Here is a 19467-nt window from a genome sequence, read left to right on the forward strand (position 1 = left end):
AAAAAACGATTCTCTTATTGCTCCTTTATTTTGATTTGAACATAAAACATTAAAGAGATTTGGATTATCTAAAAGAATTTTATCCGGCTTTTGAAACAGAGCATTTCCTTTTTTATTGTAATAAAGAAGATGTATTAATTTTCCTCTTAATAAAGCTTCTATATAGTTTTAAATTTTATCTGTTGACTTTTTAAAAGCTGTTTAGTTTTGTTTAGTTTGTTAACTTTTGTTTACTTTTTAAATTACTTGTAAACTTTTAGAAACTTCAAAAAAGAAACTTTTAAGACTTGTTTCCTTTTGTTTCCTTTTCAATTTTCTCTATTAGCGTGATAAAAAAAATCAAGGTATTTTTTTAAAAAAAAGTGTTGCTTTTTTATTTTTACAAGTTCTTAAATCACCTGTAAAAGGGAGCTAATGAAGTTTTTTACCTGTTGCATAAATGTTGCTATTTAAAAAGCTGTGAGTGAGTTCCAATTCTAACGAGGATTAATTCTTCGTCTGTTTTGATGTATATAACTAATAAATCGCCTCCTATATGAAATTCTCTTGTATCACTCCATTCACCTGTTAATGAATGGTCTTTTGCTTCTGCTGGAAGTTCTTCATTATTTAATAGCAGAGAAATATAATTGATAAATTTTTGAAACTGAGTATCACTTATTTTAATTTTCTTCATATCTTTTATGAATTGCTTATGTCTTTTGAGTTTAAGCATTAGCAAATCTTTTAAGCTCATCTATACTTGTTTTTTCCACATTTTTACCAGTTCTTGCTTCTTTAATAGCTTTTTGAGTAGTTTCATTTGGAATTTTTACTTCAAAAGGAAGTCCCTTATGCTTTACTATCATTGCAGTGAAAATGTTAACTGCTTCTGAATAGCTCAAACCTACTTGTCTTAAAATCTCTTTTGCTTCTTCAAAATATTCTTTTTCAATTCTGATACTTGTTTGAGTTTTCATATCAATCCTTTTTTTTTGTTTATTATACACCATTTGGGATATAAAAGCAATCATACCCCCACCCCCCTGAAATTAGTTTTTGTTTTTTCGTGACTGGGCAGCCGACTGATACACCCTAACGCCCTGAAAAGCCCATAATTTCGGCATTTTCTTGGGGTGTAAACCCTTGAAATGCTTACACTTACTTACACCCTAATTATTTATTAAATACTCTAAAACTCTCATAAATAGGGGATTTTGATATGTTTATGTCTTTACACCCTGTAAAAATAGGTTTACCCCCTTTATTGATTTTTAAGCAGAATAAATTGATAAGAGTTTAAGGAAGGATAATATATTTAATGCCTTTAATAGTAAGTAAATTTTTATCGCTTAAAAACTCTGGGTCAATTGCTTTTAATTCCTCTAATAGTTTTTGAGCTATGATATTTTTTTGATACATTGCATTAAAAAGTCTTGTAACTAATGGTCTTTTTATTTTCCCCTCTTTAAAAGCTTATTTTCCTTATTCTGACATTCAGAAATGCACAGTTCATCTTTCAAGAAATATTTATAAACATATGAAAAAAGAAGATGCTTCTTTCGTTAATAAAAAAATCAAAGAAATTAAATATTCTTGTGATACTTTTGAAAAAGGATTATCTATTTTTCAGACTGAAATAATTGAAAAATTTAAAAATCACTATCCGACTTATATCAAATATCTTAATTCAAAAAAAGAAGAATTTTTAGCTTTTTTAAAATATCCCGAAACTATTAGAAAACTTATCAATTCAACAAATGCTGTGGAATCCGTTCATTCTACATTTGAAAAACAGAGACTTAAAAAAGGTGTTTTTTTTCAATCTATGGATATTTTAAATGTTGCTCTTTTTATTGTAACTGATAAATTACATAAAACTTGGAAAATTAACCCTTTAATTAAATCTAAAAGATATGAATTAAATCAAATGTTTGTTATGAATTTTGAACATGGAGTTGATGAATGAAAAATATTTGTTATAATATCACAGACACAAAATTAATGGTATGTCTCAATTTTTTTAAAGTATTGAAGTATATTAAGCAGTGTTATCCGTTAAAGGAAGTCTAAAAGGCTCTTTATTATCCTTATATGTATTTGGAGGATAAATAATAATCTTTCTTTTAAAATCAATATACTCCCACTTTAAGCGGTAAAGTCCTACATTTCTTAAAGCTGTAAGTGCTTGAAACTGCATTATGTAACGGCTTGCTTCATAATCGTAAGAGAGGATTTTTTGATATACTTCTTTGATTTTAGTTTCATTAATAACGGCTTTCATTTTCTCTTTTTGTTCTCTTGGTAATATTTTGCTTGGATCTATTCCGTAAGCTGGATTATATTCTATAAGTCCTAAATTTAACGCATAATCAAGGCAGTTTTTTACATAATTAAATACTTCTTTTGCTGTGTAGATTTTTCTCTTGTTCTGGTAGCATTTGGAAGATTTACTTTTGGTATCCATTTTATAAAGTCTATTAAATCATATCTTGTAATTTTGTCTATCTTCTTATAACCCATAAAAGGAATAGCATATTTTTCAAAAGCTCTTAAATAATTGCTCTTAAATCTTTTATTGCTAACACTTCCTTTTTTTAATTCTAAAAACTCATAAGCTATTGTCTTAAAAGTCTTTTTTTTCTTGCTCCCTTTTAACGGCTTCTTCTTTTTCTCTCTTATGCTCTACTGGGTCAATACCTTTTGCTAAAAGTTCCTTATAACCTCTTGCAATATCTCTGGCTGTCTTTAAAGTAATATCAGGATAATTTCCTATTTTAAGGCTTGTGTCTTTTTTAGTTCCAATCTTTTTATATCTAAACTCCCAAACTATACTTTTATTTTTTTTAACAAGTCTCAAACCTTTTACCATTCCATCTGATTACTTCTTTCTTTTATCATCTATTAAAAAAGAATTAATTGCTGTTTGAGTTAAAACTATACTCATATTAAACTCCTTTTTAATGAAATATGGTGCGGTTAAAAAACCGACCCCACTACTGACCCCACTTTTTTTTGTGCTAATATGATACAAACTAAAACTAATAAAAACAACAATATCCCGATTTTATGGTAATATTTCAAAAGAAGTGATACAATCTGAAACTGAGAAAAACTAAAAAACTACGCACCTCCGCCGCACCACTATCCTTCTATAAATTTTTCTCCAAAAGAATTTCATATTAAAATTTAATTTTAGTATGTGTAACTTTTTGTTACATTACAAAAATAAGACTATTTTTATCTTTTTTATTTTCATACTTTTTGATATACTCCAATAAAAAAAGGAGACAATATGCCTGTAACAACAAAATTAAAAGGAAATGATGTAGCACTTTATGGGAATCAAGTAAATGTTGGAGATAAAGCTCCTGTTGTAACCCTGCCAAATAACGCACTTGAAGAAATAACAATTGGTGGAGCTCAGGGAAAAGCTCAGTTAATTATTGCTGTACCAAGTCTTGATACACCTGTTTGCGCAACTGAAACTAGAAAATTCAATGAACAAGCTGCTGCAGTTGATGGAGCGGTAGTATGTGTAGTAAGTATGGATTTACCTTTTGCTGCAAAAAGATTTTGTTCAACTGAAGGAATTGAAAATCTTCAAGTATTAAGTGATTACAGAGAAAAATGTTTTAGTGTAAATTATGGAACTTTAATTGCTGAAGGTCCACTTAGAGGTCTTAGTGCTAGAGCAATATTTGTAGTAAACAAAGAAGGAAAAGTAACTTATAAAGAATTAGTTCCTGAAATCACTGAAGAACCAAACTATGAAGCAGCTCTAAATGCACTAAAAGAAGCCGCTAAATAGTTTTATAAATCCCTTCTTTTTTTATATATTCAATCAAATTTTTATAAGTTTTATTTATTCTTAATGTTTTAGCATCACCTATTATAACAAGTTTTCTTTTAGCCCGTGTTATTGATACATTCAGTCTTCTTATATCCTTTAAAAACCCGATTTCTTCATTTTCATTTGCCCTAACAAGACTTAAAATAATTATTTCTTTTTCCCTGCCCTGAAAACCGTCCACAGATTTCACTTCAACTGAGTTTTTCATTATTTTTTTTATATATTCTTCATGGTCTTTATAAGGGGTAATTACTCCGATATATTCTTCTTTAGCCCCGTTTTTTATTAATTTTTCAACTATTTTTTTTACATACTCGGCTTCAAGTGGATTATATTTTGAAAAACTTCCGCTTTTTGATTTTTCTATAAATTTACCCAATGTATCTATAAAAACAATCGGCGCATATCCCCCATACATTTCATTTTCTTTAATTTTTAAATCTTTTATAGTTATATTTTTAATTTTTTCATATGTTTTTACCCTGCATTCATAAAACTCCGAGCTTGAAAAATTATTTATTTTTTCATTCATTCTGTATTGAATACCCAGGGTATAATAAATATCTTTATACAAATATGTAAGTCTCTCAAAAAGTGAAACCATAAGCCTTTTATCATTACTTAAAATTGTTGGAGGCAACTGTTTATGGTCACCCGCAAAAACAGCCTGCTTTGCTTTTATTAAAGGAATAAGCGTTGATGGCTCCATTGCCTGGGCTGCTTCGTCTATAAAAACAACATCAAATTCTTTTGTTTCCAAAAATTCACCGCCGGTACCTGAATTGGTTGCAAAAATAATATCAGCATTATTTAAAATATCATTCATAATAATTTCTATTTTTTTATTTTTTTCGTCATATAACTTACTGATATTTTTTTGCAGTTTAAGCCATTCGGCCATCTCTTTTATCCACTCGGCCTTAATACCTCTTTTTGCTTTTCCTTCTTTTGCTAATTGTAAAATCTCCTCATCGCTCATCCCTCTTCTTCTGCCGGGAGTCGGTTTTTTGCATCTTTTTTCCTGCATATGTTTTAAATCATCTATTTTTTTATTAATTTTTTCAATTTCTTTATATCTTTTATCCCTTCTTATTCTTACATCCAGAGAAAATTTCATAAGTTTGGAATCAATTTTTGCAGGATGACCGATTCTTACAATATTAAATTCACCCATTTTTTCCATAACATTATCAACCGCCACGTTACTGTCTGCCGTAACTAAAATTCTTTTTCCTATGTGCTTTTTTATAACTTCAGCCAAAGTGGTAGTTTTTCCTGTTCCCGGAGGACCATGAATTAAAAAAACATCTGAGTTAATACACTTTCTAAGAGCTGCATTTTGACTTTCATTTAAAATATCGCTTCTTTCATCAACTTCAATAATTTTTGGGGCTTTTTTACCTATTAATACATCAATACAATTTTTCATTTTACATTTTCCATTTTTCATTTCATCTAACGCTTTTATCATTCTTTTAAATGTAATATCATTAACATACAAATCAAGTCTGTATAATTTACTTCTGAATATTGCTTCTTTTGAATAAACTTCTATAAAATTTTTGCCAACACTGCTAACGGTTGCTTCTTTGGAAAATTTTAAAGGCTCCCCCCTGCTCACTAATACAATATCCCCTACTTTAATTTGGTGTTCGGGCATATTATTTCTGTTGAACATGTATATTTTAAAATCTAAAAACTCTCCTATATATTTCATTTTAAGCCCGAGCAGTGCCCTGCCTTTTTTTTGTCTCTCTTGTGGCGTTAGTTTTTTTATTTCATTTAAATAAAATTCTTTTTCTGCTTTTCTTTCTTTTTCAATTAACTCACTAAAATATTTTTTATACTCTTCAATATTTTCAAATTTATACATTATTTTCATTTAATATAACCTTTTTAAATTTTTATTAAAATAACTATCAATGCAAATAAATTTATACCATAAAAAGCCCACTTTCTGTAATAAGCAAAAAAACTTAAAGATAAAAAAAATAAAAGTATCCAAAAATCTACATTAACATAATAATTTTTCTCTCCCATATTAAGATACCACTGTAAAACTTTATCAAACAATCCGCCAAACCCTGTTAAATGCAAAAATATACTTACAGGATAAAAAACAGAAAACAATATGTTTACAACAGGTGAAAAAAATGAATAAAAATTGAAATTATAAAAAAAATAATGCCCCAATATAAACATAACCAAATACATATAAAAGCTCAAAATCAAAGAATTGACAAAAGTCGGTTTAAAATATTTAAAAAATAAAAATATATAATATACACCCATAAAGCTTAAAAAATATCCGATACTGAAAACTTTTTCAAAAAATATTAAAACACTTATTAAAAATGTCCATATTAAAACACTCAAAGGCTCTTTTTCCAGATAAATAAGACTTATAAAAATAACCGTTTCCATAACAAAAGCCCTGACAAGCGATGAAGGAAAATTAGTAAAATAAAGATATAAAAATTCTGTTGTTAAAATAAAAATACCCAAATCAAAATATCTGTTTCTATACGGAAAAAAACGGCTTTGAAAAAATTTATAAACAGGATTTAACATAAAAAACAAAATTGCGCTTAAAAACCCCAGATGCAATCCGCTAAGGGCAAAAAGATGACTTATTCCAAGAGTCGAAAGGTCTTTTCTTGTGCTAAAATCAATAGATTTGCCAAAATACAAAGCTTTGTATAAATTTGTTATTTTTATATTTTTATGCTGATTTTCAACATATTTTTCAATTTTTGAAGGTTCTTTTAATTTCAAATCAAAACTTGGGGCAAAAAATCCGAAAAGATAATTTTTAAAAGAGATATGTTTGGTAAAAATTTTAACAGAGACATCTTCATTCAAAAGATTTTTTAAATCATCCCTGTTTATTGTATAAAAAGTTAAATTTTTTGATTTTATCTTCAATACATAGTAATTTTTCTTTTTATACTGATTTGCGACAAACCCGTCTATTTTAACCACTTTTTTTGAAATAAAATTTTTATATAAAATATAAGAAAAAGCCCCTCTTAAACACAATAAAAAACTAAATAGCAGGAATGTCAATATGAGCTTCTGTATGCTCAACTTCTTTAACCTTACTTAATTTATCGCTAAATTTGGTGTATTTTTTATGAAACAGCATTTCAACGGTGCCAGTCGGTCCGTTTCTCTGTTTTCCGATGATTATTTCCGCATCTTCTATTTCCTTTTCATTATATGTCACTTCCGCAGCTTTTCCTTTTTGAATTGCTTCTTTTTGTTTCTGTCTGGCTTCCAATGCTTTATATACGTCATCACGATAAATAAACATTATAATATCTGCGTCCTGTTCTATTGCGCCTGATTCTCTAAGATCACTCAGCATCGGTCTTTTGTTAGGCCTGCTTTCAAGTGCCCTGTTTAGCTGGGAAAGGGCAATTATGGGTATTTGAAGTTCGCGCGCTAAAAGTTTAAGACTTCTGCTAATTTCCGCAATAGCCAAATGCCTTTCTTTAATATCTGAATTTATCAACTGAAGATAATCTACAATTGCAAGGGAAATATCTCTGTTTTGAGCTTTTAATTTTCTGAGTTTTGCCCTTATTGTATGAATATTGACACTTCCCTCGTCATCCACAAAAAGAGGTTTTTCGCTTAAATAATCACTTACCTCGGTAAGTTTGGACCATTCTTCATCATTTAAATTCCCCCTTCTTAAATCCTGAAGGGGAATATCGCTTGCCGAACTTATCATTCTAAGCATCAGCTGCTCCGCCGGCATTTCAAGAGAAAAAATTGCCACCCCCCTATCCTGCCTTAATACATTAAATGCCAGGTTCAGTGCAAAAGCCGTTTTACCCATAGAAGGCCTTGCGGCAATTATTATCAAATCGCCTTCTCCGAATCCGCTTGTTTTTCTGTTAAGTTCAACAAATCCGGTATCAAGCCCTGTTACAATTTTATTTTGCTTTGATACCTGTTTTTTAATATAATCCAAAGTTTCGTTTATTATTTTGTTTGAATCTTTAAAATCCCCGGAAAGATTGGATGTTGCGATGCTGAAAAGTTTACTTTGAATCTCTTCAACCTCTTCAACAGCCCTTTTGTCTTCTTGCAAAACTGTTTTTTTAATTTCTGTTGAAAGATGTATAAGCTCTCTTTTTACCGATAAATCTTTTATCTCTTTTGCATAAATTTCTACCGCTTCTATCGGGGCGGTTCCCAAAATTTCTAAAAAAAGCTCTTCATCAAATTTGTTTTTTTTATTTAAAACATCCCTTAAAAAAATTTCATCAATAGGCATATCTTTATGATACAACTCTTCCATAGCTTCGAAAAGATATTGATGAAAAGGAAGGTAAAAATCTTTAGGGCTTAAAATAGCCGCCACATCTTCATATACTTTTCCGTCAAAAATAACAGCACTCAATATTCCCCTCTCAATATCCAAATTATATAAATCCAATTTTACTCCTTATGTTATAATTATAAAAAAGGTTATAAATGGTTGTAAAAATCACATATCCTTTCAAAGACACACCGGGTTCAATCCAGTTAAAAGATATTTATATACAAACCCACGATACAGATTTGGTTCATCAGTTAAAAACAACAAACAATCCTGTCGAAATTGGTATTATTTTATCTGAAAACGAAGAAAAATACAAAATTACAAATCCCCAAAAAGCAGATTTACATATTGAAATTGCCGATGTATTAATGGATCCGGAGCTTAGAAAAAAATTTAAACCTTAAAATGTTCTTTTACACCGTTTATAACATCTCTTACATCCTGAGATTCAAAAAGCGTTTTTAATTTCATTTTTGTTTTATTGTCCAAACTTCTTATAATTTCTTTCATTTCTTTTTCATTTTCAGCATTTTTTAGTTTTTCAATTATTTCTTTTTTCAATATTTTTTCAAGCTTTTCTTTAGTTACCTTATTTGGTTTAATTACCATAATCATAAAAATAACCGCCAAAGAAACAATAGTTAAAGCGACTGCATAAATTAAAGCGGGTGTATTCATTTGCATTCCTTTACATATTTATTTATCTCCTCCAAAAATTTAGGAAGCAGTTCTTTTTCTTTATATTTCCCTATTATTTCACCTTTTTTAAGTATAAGACCGTATCCTTTTCCGCAGGCTATTGCCAAATCAGCTTCTTTTGCCTCACCGAGAGCGTTTACAACACAGCCCATAACAGAGAGATTAAGAGGCACTTTTATATTTTTCGTTGCTTTTTCAACCTCTTCGACAATAGGAGGCAGGTCAACTTCTATTCTTCCGCACGTAGGACATGAAACTATATTAACTCCTTTAATAAGTCCCAAATCCTGTAAAATTGCACGGCCCACCCTAATCTCTTCTTCAAGTTCACCCGTAATGGAAACCCTTAATGTATCCCCTATTCCTTCAAGTAAAAGTGCTCCAAATGCCGCAGCGCTTTTAATAGTAGCATGGAATTTAGTCCCTGCTTCCGTCACTCCCAAATGAAAAGGATAATCCACTAAAGGTCTTAACATTCGATAAGCCTCGACCGTTCTTATAACATCGCTTGCTTTAAGTGAAACTTTTATATCAAAAAAATCCAAATCTTCCAAAAATTTAATATGCCAAAGCGCACTTTCAACCATTGCTTTAGGACTCTGTCCGTATTTTTTTTCCAGATGTTCTTCCAAAGAGCCGGAATTTACCCCTATTCTTATGGGCAGATTCCTTTGCTTACACGCTTTTACAATTTCTTTTATTTTTGTCTTTCCCCCTATATTTCCAGGATTAATCCTGAGAGCATCCACATATTCTGAGGCTATAAGACCTAATTTATAATTAAAATGTATATCGGCAATAACCGGAAGCGGTGATTTTTCCACAATAGTTTTAAGGGCTTTTGCATCTTCTTCATCAAGCACTGCAACCCTTACCAAATCGGCCCCTGCAAAATAGAGCCTGTTTATCTGCTCAAGTGTTGAGTTTATATCTTTTGTTTTTGAATAAGTCATTGACTGAACGCTAATCGGGGCACCTCCTCCTATTTCAACATCTCTTATTTTTATTTTTCTTGTGGGATATCTTTTAATCATTATTTTCCTTTATAAAATGGTAAATATATTCAATATTTCCTTCTTTTCCCCTAACGGAACTCTCTTCACTTCTTAATAATTTCCACCCTGTATTCTTACAATTGATTTCAAATTTTCTTCTTGCTTTTTCTATTGCAATTGTATCCAAAACAACACCTTTTTTATCTCTTTTTATTCCTATTCCAACTTCAAATTGGGGCTTAAATAACAAAATAATATCTTTTTTGGCATATTTATCTATTTTATCAATAAGTTTATTTAAAGAAATAAAACTTACATCGCTTACAATATAATCAAATTTTTCCGGATATTCAAAATTTCTGAAATCTGTTTTTTCATAACAAATAATTTTAGGATTTTGTTTTAATTTTTTATCAAGCTGATTGCTCCCGACATCAACCGCTACAATTTTTCGGGCACCTTTTTCCAAACTTACCTCACTAAACCCCCCGGTACTTGCCCCTATATCCAAAACTGTTTTTCCGTCAAACGTTATATTATATTTTTCCAAATAATTTTTAAGCTTCCGGGCTGCCCTGCTTACATAAATCTTTTCTTCCAAAATTTCAATTTTATCCTTTTCATCTACTTCAAAAGAAGTTTTATTTACTGTTTTACCATTTATTTTGATTTTATTGTTTTTGATTAACTCCCTTGCTTTGTTTCGTGAGGTTACAAATCCTTTTAAAACCAAAAATTTATCTGCTCTCACATAAAACCTTTTTGATAATTATATTAAATTTGTTATAATTTTTAAAACAAAAAAAGGAGACGTTATGGGATTCAGCGGATTTATGGCTTTAGTATTATGTGTAGTGGCAACAGGGGCTATGCTTTATATTGCATTAGATGCAGCAAAAAAAGCTAAATAAGCAAATCTTTTAAAGATTCCACCGGTTTTTTACCGGTATAAATTATTTTATAAACTTCATTCGCAATAGGTGTGTAAATATTATGTTTTTGGGCTAATTTATAAATGGCTTCGGTAGTGTAAACTCCTTCGGCTACTTCTCCGAGTTCATCCAAAATATCTTTAAGCAGTTTATTTTTAGCAAGATTAAGCCCTACCCTGTAGTTTCTGCTCATTGTGGAATTTGCACTCAAAAACAGATCCCCAGCCCCCGCAACGCCTAAAAAGGTGTCTTTTCTGGCCCCGAAAAACTCCCCAAATCTGTCCATTTCAACAAGACCCCTGCTGATTAATGCGGCTTTTGCATTGTTTCCGAGATTGAGCCCTTCGCAGATTCCTGCGGCAATTGCTATTACATTTTTATATGCACCTGCAACCTCAACGCCTTCAACATCATCATCAATATAAATTTTTAAAAAATCCGGAAAAAATTTTTTAAATTCATTTGCCAAATTTAAATTTTTAGAAGCAATAACAAGGGCGGTAGGTTTGTTTTCCTTTACCTCTTTTGCAAATGAGGGGCCTGATATAAACGCTAAATTTTCAGTTTCAATATATTGTTCGAAAATTTCATTCAAAAATTTAAGCTCATCTTTATCTATTCCCTTACTTGCAACTAAAATTTTTTTACCCCTCAAATCATATTTTTTTAAAAAATCTTTTATAGCCTGCGCTGCAATAACAATAATTATATATTCATTTTCTAAAACTTTTTCAATATTTACAAAGTTTTCTATATTTCTTTTTCTTCTCGAAGTAATTACAGCATCTTTATATTTTTGTTTTATGGCATGATACAAAGCGCTTCCCCAGCTTCCCGCTCCTATTATTCCTATCATTGTCTCCCTTTAAATATTTCCAAATCTCTTTTAAACCTATCTATTTCATCTGTATCACCCACAGCCACCAAAATATCACCTTTGTTTAAAATATGATTTATACCTCTAACTATAAATATAACATTTTCACTTATTTCTTTATCCACTATTCCAATAATCAGTAAATTATATATGCTTGTTATCTCTTTATACACATCCTTTATTGCTTTACCTTCCAAAAAAGAATTTTCCGGAATTTCAATTTCTGCAAAAGAGAGCTTATTATCTTTAAAAATAATTTCTTCTATAACTTTTAATGTTAAAGGTTTTTTCAAAATAGTCATTATTCTGTTTGCTATAATATCAAAAGGGTTCAATAATTTATTTGCACCGGCCAATTTATATTTATATTCGTTTTCTTTATTGCTTATTTTAACAACAATTTTTAATTCAGGAAACAATTCTCTAAGAGACAACACCAAAAACAGATTTTTTTCCTCATCTTTTAATGTACAAATTGCATATTCTATATTTTCTATCTTTTGCAACTCTTCATCATTGATTTCGTTAAGTTTAATTACGTCAAAAAATTTTTCTTTTGCTTTTTGTTCTTCATTTTCATCAAAAACAACAATTATAACATTGGATTTTTTTAATGTGGCTGCGATTTTTTCCCCGTATTTGTCAAATCCGAAAATAGCTATTTTCATAAACTACTCTTTTCTATATGATATCTAAAATAATTTATACTTACACTGTATCCCATTACAACAATAATGTCTCCGGCTTCAAGTCTTAAATCAAAAGGCGGGTTAAAATAAAAATGGCCTTTAGTTAAAGAAAAAGTTTTTTCAAGCATTTGGGATTCTTTGTCTTTTAAAACGCCGAAAAGCAATATTTTATATTTGTCAAAATCAATCTCTCCTATCAGTTTTCCATCAAGTATTGAATTTTCTATAACCTTTATTTCATCAATAATTGCATTTTTCTTTTCACTTAAAATTGCATCAATTACGGCAAATGTAATGGGGCTCCCTATATAAACACTTGCAAGAAGTGCAGTGGCCTTGGTAGGGACAACAACATAATCAGCCCCGACTTTTTCCAATTTGGAAATATTTTTTTCATCATTGGCAAGGGCAATAATTTTTGCCCCTTTTGAATATGCCCTTAAAGTCAGGGTTATAAATGTGTTTGTAACATCCGAGTTTGTCAATACAAAAATTTTGGTAATTTTTTTAAAATGGAGATTTTTCAAAAAAATTTTTTGGGTAATATCTCCTTTAACTGCCTCATATCCTTTTAATGCAGCTTTTTCAACCCTGCTTTCATCAGTATCGACGATTAAAAAATCTTTTTTTTCTTTTATTAATTTTTCTCCTAAAATTTCTGCTTCATCCGAAAAACCGCAGATTAAATAAATTTCATTAAAATGCTCAATCTCCCTGAAAACTTTTTCACTTTTTAATTCATGTAATTTCTCGGTAAATGCACTTGCAATAATAGAAGTGGTAAATGAAATAATACCGACTCCAGTAATAATTAATAGCATTGTAAGAGTTTTACCTTCATTTGTTACCGGCGTTATGTCCCCGTAACCAACGGTAGATATAGTAATTAAAGCCCAATAATATGAATCAAACAGATTTTTTATTTCAGGATTTGTATGAGCTTCAAACACATAGATAACCGAGCCTCCGATAAAGACAATAAAAACAACAGCCAATAATACAATTAACAATTCAAATTTTTTACTTCTTAAAACATCTAAAAATATATTGACGTTTTTTGTATATCTTAATATTTTAATAAGTCTGAATATTACAAAAATTCTAAGGATTCTAAGGGTTCTGAAAGCAGGTAAAATGGCAAGTAAATCTATAATTGCAAAAGGTGTGCTCATATATTCAAGTTTTGTTTTAATAATTTTTATTAACACATTTTTTAAATGAAAATTTCTGCCTAAGAAATTAGATTCCTCATATTCTTCCAAAATTATTTTATGAATATCATTATAAACCCAGACCCTAAAAATATATTCAATTACAAAAATAGTGGTAATTACATAAAAATCAAATTTTTCAAAAAACGGATTTACATTGTGTTTTATATCATAAAGGAGTATGGCAACGCTTAAACTTACCATAATTAGCATAAAAATATCAAATATTCTGTTACCTATATAAGAAGTGTCATTAAGAAGCCTGTCAATTTTTCTTTTAAATTTTATATATTTTTCACTGCCATCTAAATAAAAAGCAAAAGCAACTAATGCTTTTACTATCTTAGATTCTTTCTTCAAGAAAGCTTACTTTTTAGTAATTTATTTACAACCTGAGGATTTGCTTTACCGCGACTTGCTTTCATAACCTGTCCCACAAAAAAGCCGAATAATTTTTCTTTTCCGCCTTTATATTCAGCAACTTTATCTTCATTGGCGCCCAAAACATCATCCACTATTTTTTCAATAGCGCCTTCGTCACTTACCTGTTTAAGTCCCAATTTTTCAATTGCCTCGTCAACTTCCAAATCTTCTTCCATTAACAAATCAAGCACTTTTTTACCCCCTGCCCCACTGATAACAGCTTCTTTTTCCCTAATGGCAATAAGTGAAAGTTTTTCGGCAGGCACAGGAGAATTTTCAATTGATATATTTAATTTATTAAGTCTTCCCAAAAGTTCAATTGCAAGCCATCTGTTTGCAGCATTTGGTTCAACCCCCCTTTGAACCATTTCTTCAAAAAATTTGGCAAGTTCAGGCTCACTTGTAAGTACTCCCGCATCATATTCTTTTAAGTTAAATTCTTTAATATAACGCTCTTTCTTTTCATCCGGAAGTTCTGGAATTTCAATATCAAAAAACTCATCAGGCACTTCAAGCGGAAGTAAATCAGGGTCTGGAAAATATCTGTAATCCGCACTTTCCTCTTTTCCTCTCATACTTCTTGTTTTACCAGTTTTAGAATCAAAAAGCCTGGTTTCCTGAACAACTTCTTTTTCATATTCATTATATTCATAAGCTTCTATTTGCCTATCAATTTCATATTCAATCGCCTGCTTTATAAATCTGAAAGAGTTTATATTTTTAAGTTCAACCCTTGTGCCGAATTCTTTTTGCCTAAAAGGTCTAACTGATACATTTGCATCACACCTGAAACTTCCCTCTTGCATATTGGCATCGCTGATTCCTAAATATTTAACAACAGAATGGAGTTTTTTAAGATATGCAATGGCTTCATCGCTGCTTCTCATATCCGGTTCGCTTACAATTTCTAAAAGAGGGGTGGAGCATCTGTTTAAATCTACTTTAGAATATTCGCCTTCATGGATGTTTTTACCTGCATCTTCTTCCAGGTGAGCCCTTGTTATTCCTATTCTTTTGGTTTTTCCGTCCACATCGATATAAAGCTCTCCGTGTTCAACAATGGGAATTTCAAACTGGCTTATTTGGTATCCTTTTGGCAAATCAGGGTAAAAATAATTTTTTCTTGCAAAAATACTTTTTTTATTAATGGTCGCATTAACGGCTTTACCAAACATTACAGCCTTTTTAACGGCTTCTTTATTCATTACAGGCAAAGCCCCCGGAAGTCCGAGACATACGGGGCAAGTATTTATATTAGGTTCATCTCCGAAACTTGTTGCACAACTGCAGAAAATTTTGGTTTTTGTATTCAACTGCACGTGAACTTCCAATCCTATTACTACTTCATATTTCATTAATTCTCCTTATTGAATTACAAATTTATATTTATTTTTGTGAAGCGCCCTTTTAATAGCTTCCTGATGTTCAAATCCTCTTGTTTCAAGTGCTATTGTCACATTTGCATCACCAATTGCCAAATTAAGATCTGTTCTGTCATATCCTATTTGAACAATATTTGCTTTTTGCTCGGTTAAAATTTCAGTCAGTTTCATAAGTGAACCCGGTTTATCTATTAAAGTAACTATCAATTTCATTTTTCTGTGTGATTTTAAAAGACCTTTTTCTATAATTAAGTTAACCATTGTTACATCAATATTTCCGCCGCTTATTACAACTCCGACTTTTTTTGGAGCACTAAAATTTATTTTATGATGTAACAATGCAGCCACACCGACTGCCCCCCCACCTTCCACAACTACTTTTTGTCTTTCCATCAAAAACAGAATTGCATTGGCTATTTCTTCATCATCCACTTCCACAATATCATCAACTACTTCTTTTATTATATTATAGGTTACAGGGGAAGTGTCTCTGACGGCTATGCCGTCTGCAATGGTTTTTACAAAAGCACTGTCCTGAACAGAACCGCTGAGAAAACTGAGTCTCATAGCAGGCGCACCCGCCGCTGTAACGCCTATTACTTTTATTTTAGGATTAATCTGTTTTGCCGCAGAGGCTATACCGCTGATTAACCCTCCTCCTCCTATAGGAACCAATATATAATCCAAATCCGGAATTTCTTCAAGCATTTCAAGGGCTATTGTCCCCTGACCCGCCATTACATCAAAATCTGCAAACGGGTGAATAAATTCAAATTCTCTTTCTTTTGCCAAATTTACAGCATATTCATATGCTTCATCATAATTGTTTCCGGCTAAAACAACCTCACCGCCGTATTCTTTAACACCGCTTACTTTTGTAAGAGGAGTGGCTTCAGGCATTACTATAACTGAAGGAACATTAAAATAACTCGCCGAATACGCTACCCCTTGTGCATGATTCCCGGCACTGGCGGCAATTACTCCTTTTTTTCTCTTTTCATCCCCAAGTGCGGCAATTTTATTAAATGCGCCTCTTAACTTAAACGCACCTGTAATTTGCAGGTTTTCTTTTTTTAAATATATTTCGTTTCCCACTTTTTGTGAAAGAGTGGGGGCATAGGCAAAAGGCGTTTTGTAAATTACCTTATTCACCCTCTTTTGGGCTTCTTTTATTTTACCGAGTTCAATCATAATAATCCTTCATTTTTACATCTTTTGTGTTCAACCATAATACATTTATCTTCCACATAAAAAATTCCCGAATTCTCAGCTATTTTTTTTGAATTTTCATTTTTTATGCCTTCTTGTAAAAAAACACATTTTACCCCGGGAAGCTTGATGGCTTTTTCCACTATCGGCGGGGTGTCTTCACTTTTTCTGAAAATATCGACAATATCAATCTCAAAATCTATCTCTTCCAAACTTTTATAAACTTTTTCTCCCAATATTTCATCTTCTCTGGGATAAACAGGGATAATCTTATATCCGTTTTCCTGCATATATTTTGCCACCTGATTTGAAGCCCTGTGAGGCTTTGGAGAAAGACCGACCACAACAATAATCTTTGAATTTTTTAATACACTGCAAATAGATTTATCGGCATTTTTTGCCGTAGGTAACTCACAAGAGAGCATTTTTTACCTTTTTTTACAAAATTATATCAAAAAAAGCCCTAAACACTTGATTTTTAATAAAAAAAAAGAGTAAAATTTTTTTGTAGACTAATTTAAGGAGGAAAAATGAAAAAATCAGAACTTATCGCAGCTGTTGCTGAAAAAACAGGTTTAAGCAAAAAAGATACTAACGCAGTAATAGATGCAACTATTCAAACAATTGAAGAAGCGTTAAAAGCTGGAAAAAAAGTTAGTTTTATAGGATTTGGAAGCTTTGAAAGTGTCACAAGAGCTCCAAGAACAGCAAGGGTGCCGGGAACAGGAAAAGAAATCAAAATTCCTGAAACTAAATCTGTAAAATTCAAAGTAGGGAAAAAACTAAAAGAATTATTAAACAAATAATTCTTTTTTTTCTTTTTTTTGATATAATTTCACTCCAAGCCGGCGTGGCGGAACTGGTAGACGCGTCGGACTCAAAATCCGATGAGCTCTGCTCATGTGGGTTCGAGTCCCACCGCCGGTACCATTTTAATAATTTATACTTTTCAAAATTATTTTTGTTTTATAATGGCAAGAATCAGCAATACCCCCAAAACAAATGCAAAAACAAATCCTCCAAGCCCTAAAATAGAAATATGTCCAATCATAGGCGGAACATAAAAAGATAAAAGCATTGAAGAGCCTATTAAAATAGAAGCTATAATAACTGCTAAAGAGAGTCTGTTGAAAGAATTCTTCATACTCTCTTCTATTTCATCTAAACCGACATGTTCAAATTCTATTTTTAATTCGCCGTTTTTAACTTTATCTATTATTTCATTTATATTGGAAGGGGTTTTTTGGAAAAATTCCATTATAGAAAGATTTAATTCATGTGATTTTTTAAAAATACTAAAAACAGAAAAAATTTTTTTGTATGTTTTTATTACAAACGGCTTAATTTCCTCGGCGGCATTAAATTCAGGATATAATTTTTTACCTACCCCCTCCATCGTCACCAAAGATTTTAAAAGTAAATAATTGTCTTCTTTTAAAAAAATTTTATATCTGTTCATAATTCTAAGCAAATCTTCCATTAAAGATTTTAATTCTATATTTTTCAAAGAAGAATAAAAATATGTGGATATTATGTCAGCCGCCTCTTTTTTAAAAGATGAGACATCAATTTCTTTTGGAACTTTAGAGAGTTTTAAAACATATTCAGCCGCTTTTTCTTCCTCATTTTTTATTACATAGTAAATAAGTTCTATAAAATATTTCCTGTCCTCAACGCTCAGCCTTCCCATAATTCCAAAATCTAAAAATACAATTTTATTCTTATACACCATTAAATTTCCCGGATGCGGGTCGGCATGAAAAAATCTGTGTAAAAAAATCTGCTCACATATTAAATCAAAACCTTTTTTTGTAATTTCTTTTAAATCATAACCGGATTCTTTTAATTTTTTTATATCTGAAATTTTAATTCCATCAATATATTCCATAACGAGTAGTTTTTTTGAAGAAAAATAGAGCTTTGGAATCTTTATATCATTATTGCCCTTAAAATTAGCGCTAAATCTTTTCATATTAAGAGATTCTAAATTAAAATCAAGTTCTTTTTTTATAGATTTTGCAAATTCTTCCACTATTCTGACACTGTCTATTCCATAAATTAAAAGCCGGCTTCTTATAATTTCAGCCAGTCTCTGCAAAATGGCAATATCTAATAAAATTTTATCCTCAATACCAGGTTTTAATACTTTTACAGCTACAATTTCACCTGTTCTTAAAGCAGCTTTATAAACCTGACCAATTGATGCACTGGCTAATAAAGTAAAATCTCCTATAAAATAATCTTCTATTTTTTTATTTAATGCCTCCTCAATAACACTTTTTATTTTTTCAAAAGGCATAGAAGAGACATTATCCTGAAGTTTTTCAAACTCTTTGGCTAAATCTATGGGTATTAAATCCGGGCGCAAAGAAAGAAGTTGGGCCATTTTTATAAAAGTAGGGCCCAGCTCTTCTATTGCTTTTCTGATTCTTTCATTTCTGGATAATTTCGACTTGTTTTTTTTGAAAGGTACAGGAACACCTAAACTCTCTATTATATCTCCAAATCCATACTTTGCAAGAACAAAAATTATATCTTTTGTTCTTTTTAATTCATAAATACTATTTTTTAACATTCAAATTATCAAGTTTTTCTTCAATTCTTTTAATATCTTCTTTTGTTGCAACTCCGATTTCGGATAATTCTTTTTTTACTTCTTCTTTTATCAATCTTTTTATTTCTTCCATTTTTTGCTCGGATTCTTTTTTCATCTCATTTATAAGTTCACTGGCTTCTTTTTCGCTAAGTTCTCCCCTCTTTTTAGCTTCTTCAATTAATTCTTCCATTTTCTCTTTTGCCAAAAAAACACTTCCTATGCCAATTTTAACTAAATCCTGAATATTCATACATCCCTCCTTTTTTATTTATTATACTACATTTTTATT

23 protein-coding genes and 1 tRNA gene are annotated in these 19467 nt (G+C 30.5%); 5 read left to right on the forward strand and 19 right to left on the reverse strand.

The window, feature by feature from the left end; all coding sequences use genetic code 11:
- Positions 1–445 precede the first annotated feature (445 nt).
- Positions 446–715: a type II toxin-antitoxin system YafQ family toxin gene (locus DZ65_RS0100805; RefSeq protein ID WP_024786808.1), complete on the reverse strand. Its 270-nt coding sequence runs from the start codon at positions 713–715 to the stop codon at positions 446–448.
- On the reverse strand, positions 708–959 hold the full coding sequence (locus DZ65_RS0100810) for a type II toxin-antitoxin system RelB/DinJ family antitoxin (protein WP_024786809.1): 252 nt from the start codon (positions 957–959) through the stop codon (positions 708–710). The genes DZ65_RS0100805 and DZ65_RS0100810 overlap by 8 nt, the downstream gene beginning before the upstream one ends.
- Before the next feature lie 476 nt (positions 960–1435).
- Here DZ65_RS0100810 and DZ65_RS0100815 point away from each other — a divergent pair, with 476 nt between their 5' ends.
- Positions 1436–1948 (forward strand): transposase, encoded by a 513-nt coding sequence (locus DZ65_RS0100815; RefSeq protein WP_255327392.1) that lies wholly within the window; start codon positions 1436–1438, stop codon positions 1946–1948.
- A gap of 72 nt (positions 1949–2020) precedes the next feature.
- On the opposite strand, the gene DZ65_RS0100820 is transcribed toward DZ65_RS0100815, so the two are convergent.
- From DZ65_RS0100820 to DZ65_RS0100825, 3 genes are read right to left on the reverse strand one after another with little or no spacing between them, the layout of a single operon-like run.
- Complete coding sequence (locus tag DZ65_RS0100820) at positions 2021–2446, reverse strand: hypothetical protein (protein ID WP_024786811.1); 426 nt, start codon at positions 2444–2446, stop codon at positions 2021–2023.
- Positions 2365–2661 carry a hypothetical protein gene (locus DZ65_RS11440; protein WP_156919590.1) on the reverse strand — a complete coding sequence of 99 codons (297 nt, stop codon included), beginning with the start codon at positions 2659–2661 and terminating at the stop codon, positions 2365–2367. Before DZ65_RS11440 ends, DZ65_RS0100820 begins: the two co-directional genes overlap by 82 nt.
- Positions 2606–2839: an integrase arm-type DNA-binding domain-containing protein gene (locus DZ65_RS0100825; protein ID WP_162147620.1), complete on the reverse strand. Its 234-nt coding sequence runs from the start codon at positions 2837–2839 to the stop codon at positions 2606–2608. The genes DZ65_RS11440 and DZ65_RS0100825 overlap by 56 nt, the downstream gene beginning before the upstream one ends.
- Before the next feature lie 435 nt (positions 2840–3274).
- On the opposite strand from DZ65_RS0100825, the gene tpx reads away from it, so the two are divergent.
- Positions 3275–3790, forward strand: coding sequence for a thiol peroxidase (gene tpx, locus DZ65_RS0100830; protein WP_024786813.1), 516 nt, complete (start codon positions 3275–3277; stop codon positions 3788–3790).
- Here the strand turns inward: tpx and DZ65_RS0100835 are convergent.
- From DZ65_RS0100835 to DZ65_RS0100845, 3 genes are read right to left on the reverse strand one after another with little or no spacing between them, the layout of a single operon-like run.
- Entirely contained in the window at positions 3783–5714 is a 1932-nt protein-coding gene (locus tag DZ65_RS0100835; protein ID WP_051428149.1) for an IGHMBP2 family helicase, read from the reverse strand. The genes tpx and DZ65_RS0100835 overlap by 8 nt on opposite strands.
- Before the next feature lie 14 nt (positions 5715–5728).
- On the reverse strand, positions 5729–6898 hold the full coding sequence (locus tag DZ65_RS0100840; protein ID WP_024790495.1) for a ComEC/Rec2 family competence protein: 1170 nt from the start codon (positions 6896–6898) through the stop codon (positions 5729–5731).
- Positions 6879–8279, reverse strand: coding sequence for a replicative DNA helicase (locus tag DZ65_RS0100845; protein ID WP_024786817.1), 1401 nt, complete (start codon positions 8277–8279; stop codon positions 6879–6881). Before DZ65_RS0100845 ends, DZ65_RS0100840 begins: the two co-directional genes overlap by 20 nt.
- 38 nt (positions 8280–8317) lie before the next feature.
- Here DZ65_RS0100845 and DZ65_RS0100850 point away from each other — a divergent pair, with 38 nt between their 5' ends.
- Positions 8318–8569, forward strand: coding sequence for a hypothetical protein (locus tag DZ65_RS0100850; protein WP_024786818.1), 252 nt, complete (start codon positions 8318–8320; stop codon positions 8567–8569).
- Here DZ65_RS0100850 and DZ65_RS0100855 read toward each other — a convergent pair.
- The 9 genes from DZ65_RS0100855 to DZ65_RS0100900 all read right to left on the reverse strand — a co-directional run bounded on the left by DZ65_RS0100855 (position 8559) and on the right by DZ65_RS0100900 (position 17007).
- On the reverse strand, positions 8559–8843 hold the full coding sequence (locus DZ65_RS0100855; RefSeq protein ID WP_024786819.1) for a hypothetical protein: 285 nt from the start codon (positions 8841–8843) through the stop codon (positions 8559–8561). The genes DZ65_RS0100850 and DZ65_RS0100855 overlap by 11 nt on opposite strands.
- Positions 8840–9898, reverse strand: coding sequence for a flavodoxin-dependent (E)-4-hydroxy-3-methylbut-2-enyl-diphosphate synthase (gene ispG, locus DZ65_RS0100860; RefSeq protein ID WP_035907671.1), 1059 nt, complete (start codon positions 9896–9898; stop codon positions 8840–8842). The genes DZ65_RS0100855 and ispG overlap by 4 nt, the downstream gene beginning before the upstream one ends.
- The gene (locus DZ65_RS0100865; protein ID WP_024786821.1) at positions 9891–10610 is read right to left on the reverse strand and encodes a TlyA family RNA methyltransferase; all 720 of its coding nucleotides are present in this window, start codon (positions 10608–10610) and stop codon (positions 9891–9893) included. Before DZ65_RS0100865 ends, ispG begins: the two co-directional genes overlap by 8 nt.
- 152 nt (positions 10611–10762) lie before the next feature.
- The gene (locus DZ65_RS0100875) at positions 10763–11647 is read right to left on the reverse strand and encodes an NAD(P)H-dependent glycerol-3-phosphate dehydrogenase (RefSeq protein WP_024790496.1); all 885 of its coding nucleotides are present in this window, start codon (positions 11645–11647) and stop codon (positions 10763–10765) included.
- Positions 11644–12336 carry a TrkA family potassium uptake protein gene (locus DZ65_RS0100880; RefSeq protein ID WP_024790497.1) on the reverse strand — a complete coding sequence of 231 codons (693 nt, stop codon included), beginning with the start codon at positions 12334–12336 and terminating at the stop codon, positions 11644–11646. Before DZ65_RS0100880 ends, DZ65_RS0100875 begins: the two co-directional genes overlap by 4 nt.
- On the reverse strand, positions 12333–13928 hold the full coding sequence (locus tag DZ65_RS0100885) for an NAD-binding protein (RefSeq protein ID WP_024790498.1): 1596 nt from the start codon (positions 13926–13928) through the stop codon (positions 12333–12335). Before DZ65_RS0100885 ends, DZ65_RS0100880 begins: the two co-directional genes overlap by 4 nt.
- Complete coding sequence (gene gatB, locus DZ65_RS0100890) at positions 13925–15346, reverse strand: Asp-tRNA(Asn)/Glu-tRNA(Gln) amidotransferase subunit GatB (RefSeq protein ID WP_024791102.1); 1422 nt, start codon at positions 15344–15346, stop codon at positions 13925–13927. Before gatB ends, DZ65_RS0100885 begins: the two co-directional genes overlap by 4 nt.
- A 9-nt stretch (positions 15347–15355) precedes the next feature.
- Entirely contained in the window at positions 15356–16564 is a 1209-nt protein-coding gene (ilvA, locus tag DZ65_RS0100895) for a threonine ammonia-lyase (RefSeq protein WP_024791103.1), read from the reverse strand.
- Positions 16561–17007, reverse strand: a complete 447-nt coding sequence (locus DZ65_RS0100900; RefSeq protein ID WP_024791104.1) for a CoA-binding protein — start codon at positions 17005–17007, stop codon at positions 16561–16563. The genes ilvA and DZ65_RS0100900 overlap by 4 nt, the downstream gene beginning before the upstream one ends.
- 105 nt (positions 17008–17112) lie before the next feature.
- Between DZ65_RS0100900 and DZ65_RS0100905 the strand changes: the two genes are divergently transcribed.
- Both DZ65_RS0100905 and DZ65_RS0100910 read left to right on the forward strand, forming a co-directional pair.
- A complete protein-coding gene (locus DZ65_RS0100905; protein WP_024789061.1) occupies positions 17113–17388 on the forward strand; it encodes an HU family DNA-binding protein in 276 nt (91 codons plus the stop codon).
- Between the two features lie 38 nt (positions 17389–17426).
- Positions 17427–17512, forward strand: a tRNA-Leu gene (locus DZ65_RS0100910).
- A gap of 25 nt (positions 17513–17537) precedes the next feature.
- Here the strand turns inward: DZ65_RS0100910 and DZ65_RS0100915 are convergent.
- Complete coding sequence (locus tag DZ65_RS0100915; protein WP_024791105.1) at positions 17538–19157, reverse strand: AarF/ABC1/UbiB kinase family protein; 1620 nt, start codon at positions 19155–19157, stop codon at positions 17538–17540.
- Positions 19144–19428, reverse strand: coding sequence for a phasin family protein (locus tag DZ65_RS0100920; RefSeq protein WP_024786830.1), 285 nt, complete (start codon positions 19426–19428; stop codon positions 19144–19146). The genes DZ65_RS0100915 and DZ65_RS0100920 overlap by 14 nt, the downstream gene beginning before the upstream one ends.
- Positions 19429–19467 lie beyond the last annotated feature (39 nt).

The sequence above is a fragment of the Lebetimonas sp. JS032 genome, assembly GCF_000523315.1.
Classification (GTDB): domain Bacteria; phylum Campylobacterota; class Campylobacteria; order Campylobacterales; family Nautiliaceae; genus Lebetimonas.

Coding starts and splice junctions, on each gene's coding strand:
- ilvA (WP_024791103.1), bottom strand. CDS start 16,564: ATGATTGAACTCGGTAAAATAAAAGAAGCCCAAAAGAGGGTGAATAAG.
- DZ65_RS0100810 (WP_024786809.1), bottom strand. CDS start 959: ATGAAAACTCAAACAAGTATCAGAATTGAAAAAGAATATTTTGAAGAA.
- DZ65_RS0100835 (WP_051428149.1), bottom strand. CDS start 5,714: ATGAAAATAATGTATAAATTTGAAAATATTGAAGAGTATAAAAAATAT.
- DZ65_RS0100855 (WP_024786819.1), bottom strand. CDS start 8,843: ATGAATACACCCGCTTTAATTTATGCAGTCGCTTTAACTATTGTTTCT.
- DZ65_RS0100920 (WP_024786830.1), bottom strand. CDS start 19,428: ATGAATATTCAGGATTTAGTTAAAATTGGCATAGGAAGTGTTTTTTTG.
- DZ65_RS0100900 (WP_024791104.1), bottom strand. CDS start 17,007: ATGCTCTCTTGTGAGTTACCTACGGCAAAAAATGCCGATAAATCTATT.
- DZ65_RS0100905 (WP_024789061.1), top strand. CDS start 17,113: ATGAAAAAATCAGAACTTATCGCAGCTGTTGCTGAAAAAACAGGTTTA.
- DZ65_RS0100805 (WP_024786808.1), bottom strand. CDS start 715: ATGCTTAAACTCAAAAGACATAAGCAATTCATAAAAGATATGAAGAAA.
- DZ65_RS0100915 (WP_024791105.1), bottom strand. CDS start 19,157: ATGTTAAAAAATAGTATTTATGAATTAAAAAGAACAAAAGATATAATT.
- tpx (WP_024786813.1), top strand. CDS start 3,275: ATGCCTGTAACAACAAAATTAAAAGGAAATGATGTAGCACTTTATGGG.
- gatB (WP_024791102.1), bottom strand. CDS start 15,346: ATGAAATATGAAGTAGTAATAGGATTGGAAGTTCACGTGCAGTTGAAT.
- DZ65_RS0100880 (WP_024790497.1), bottom strand. CDS start 12,336: ATGAAAATAGCTATTTTCGGATTTGACAAATACGGGGAAAAAATCGCA.
- ispG (WP_035907671.1), bottom strand. CDS start 9,898: ATGATTAAAAGATATCCCACAAGAAAAATAAAAATAAGAGATGTTGAA.
- DZ65_RS0100850 (WP_024786818.1), top strand. CDS start 8,318: ATGGTTGTAAAAATCACATATCCTTTCAAAGACACACCGGGTTCAATC.
- DZ65_RS0100875 (WP_024790496.1), bottom strand. CDS start 11,647: ATGATAGGAATAATAGGAGCGGGAAGCTGGGGAAGCGCTTTGTATCAT.
- DZ65_RS0100820 (WP_024786811.1), bottom strand. CDS start 2,446: ATGGATACCAAAAGTAAATCTTCCAAATGCTACCAGAACAAGAGAAAA.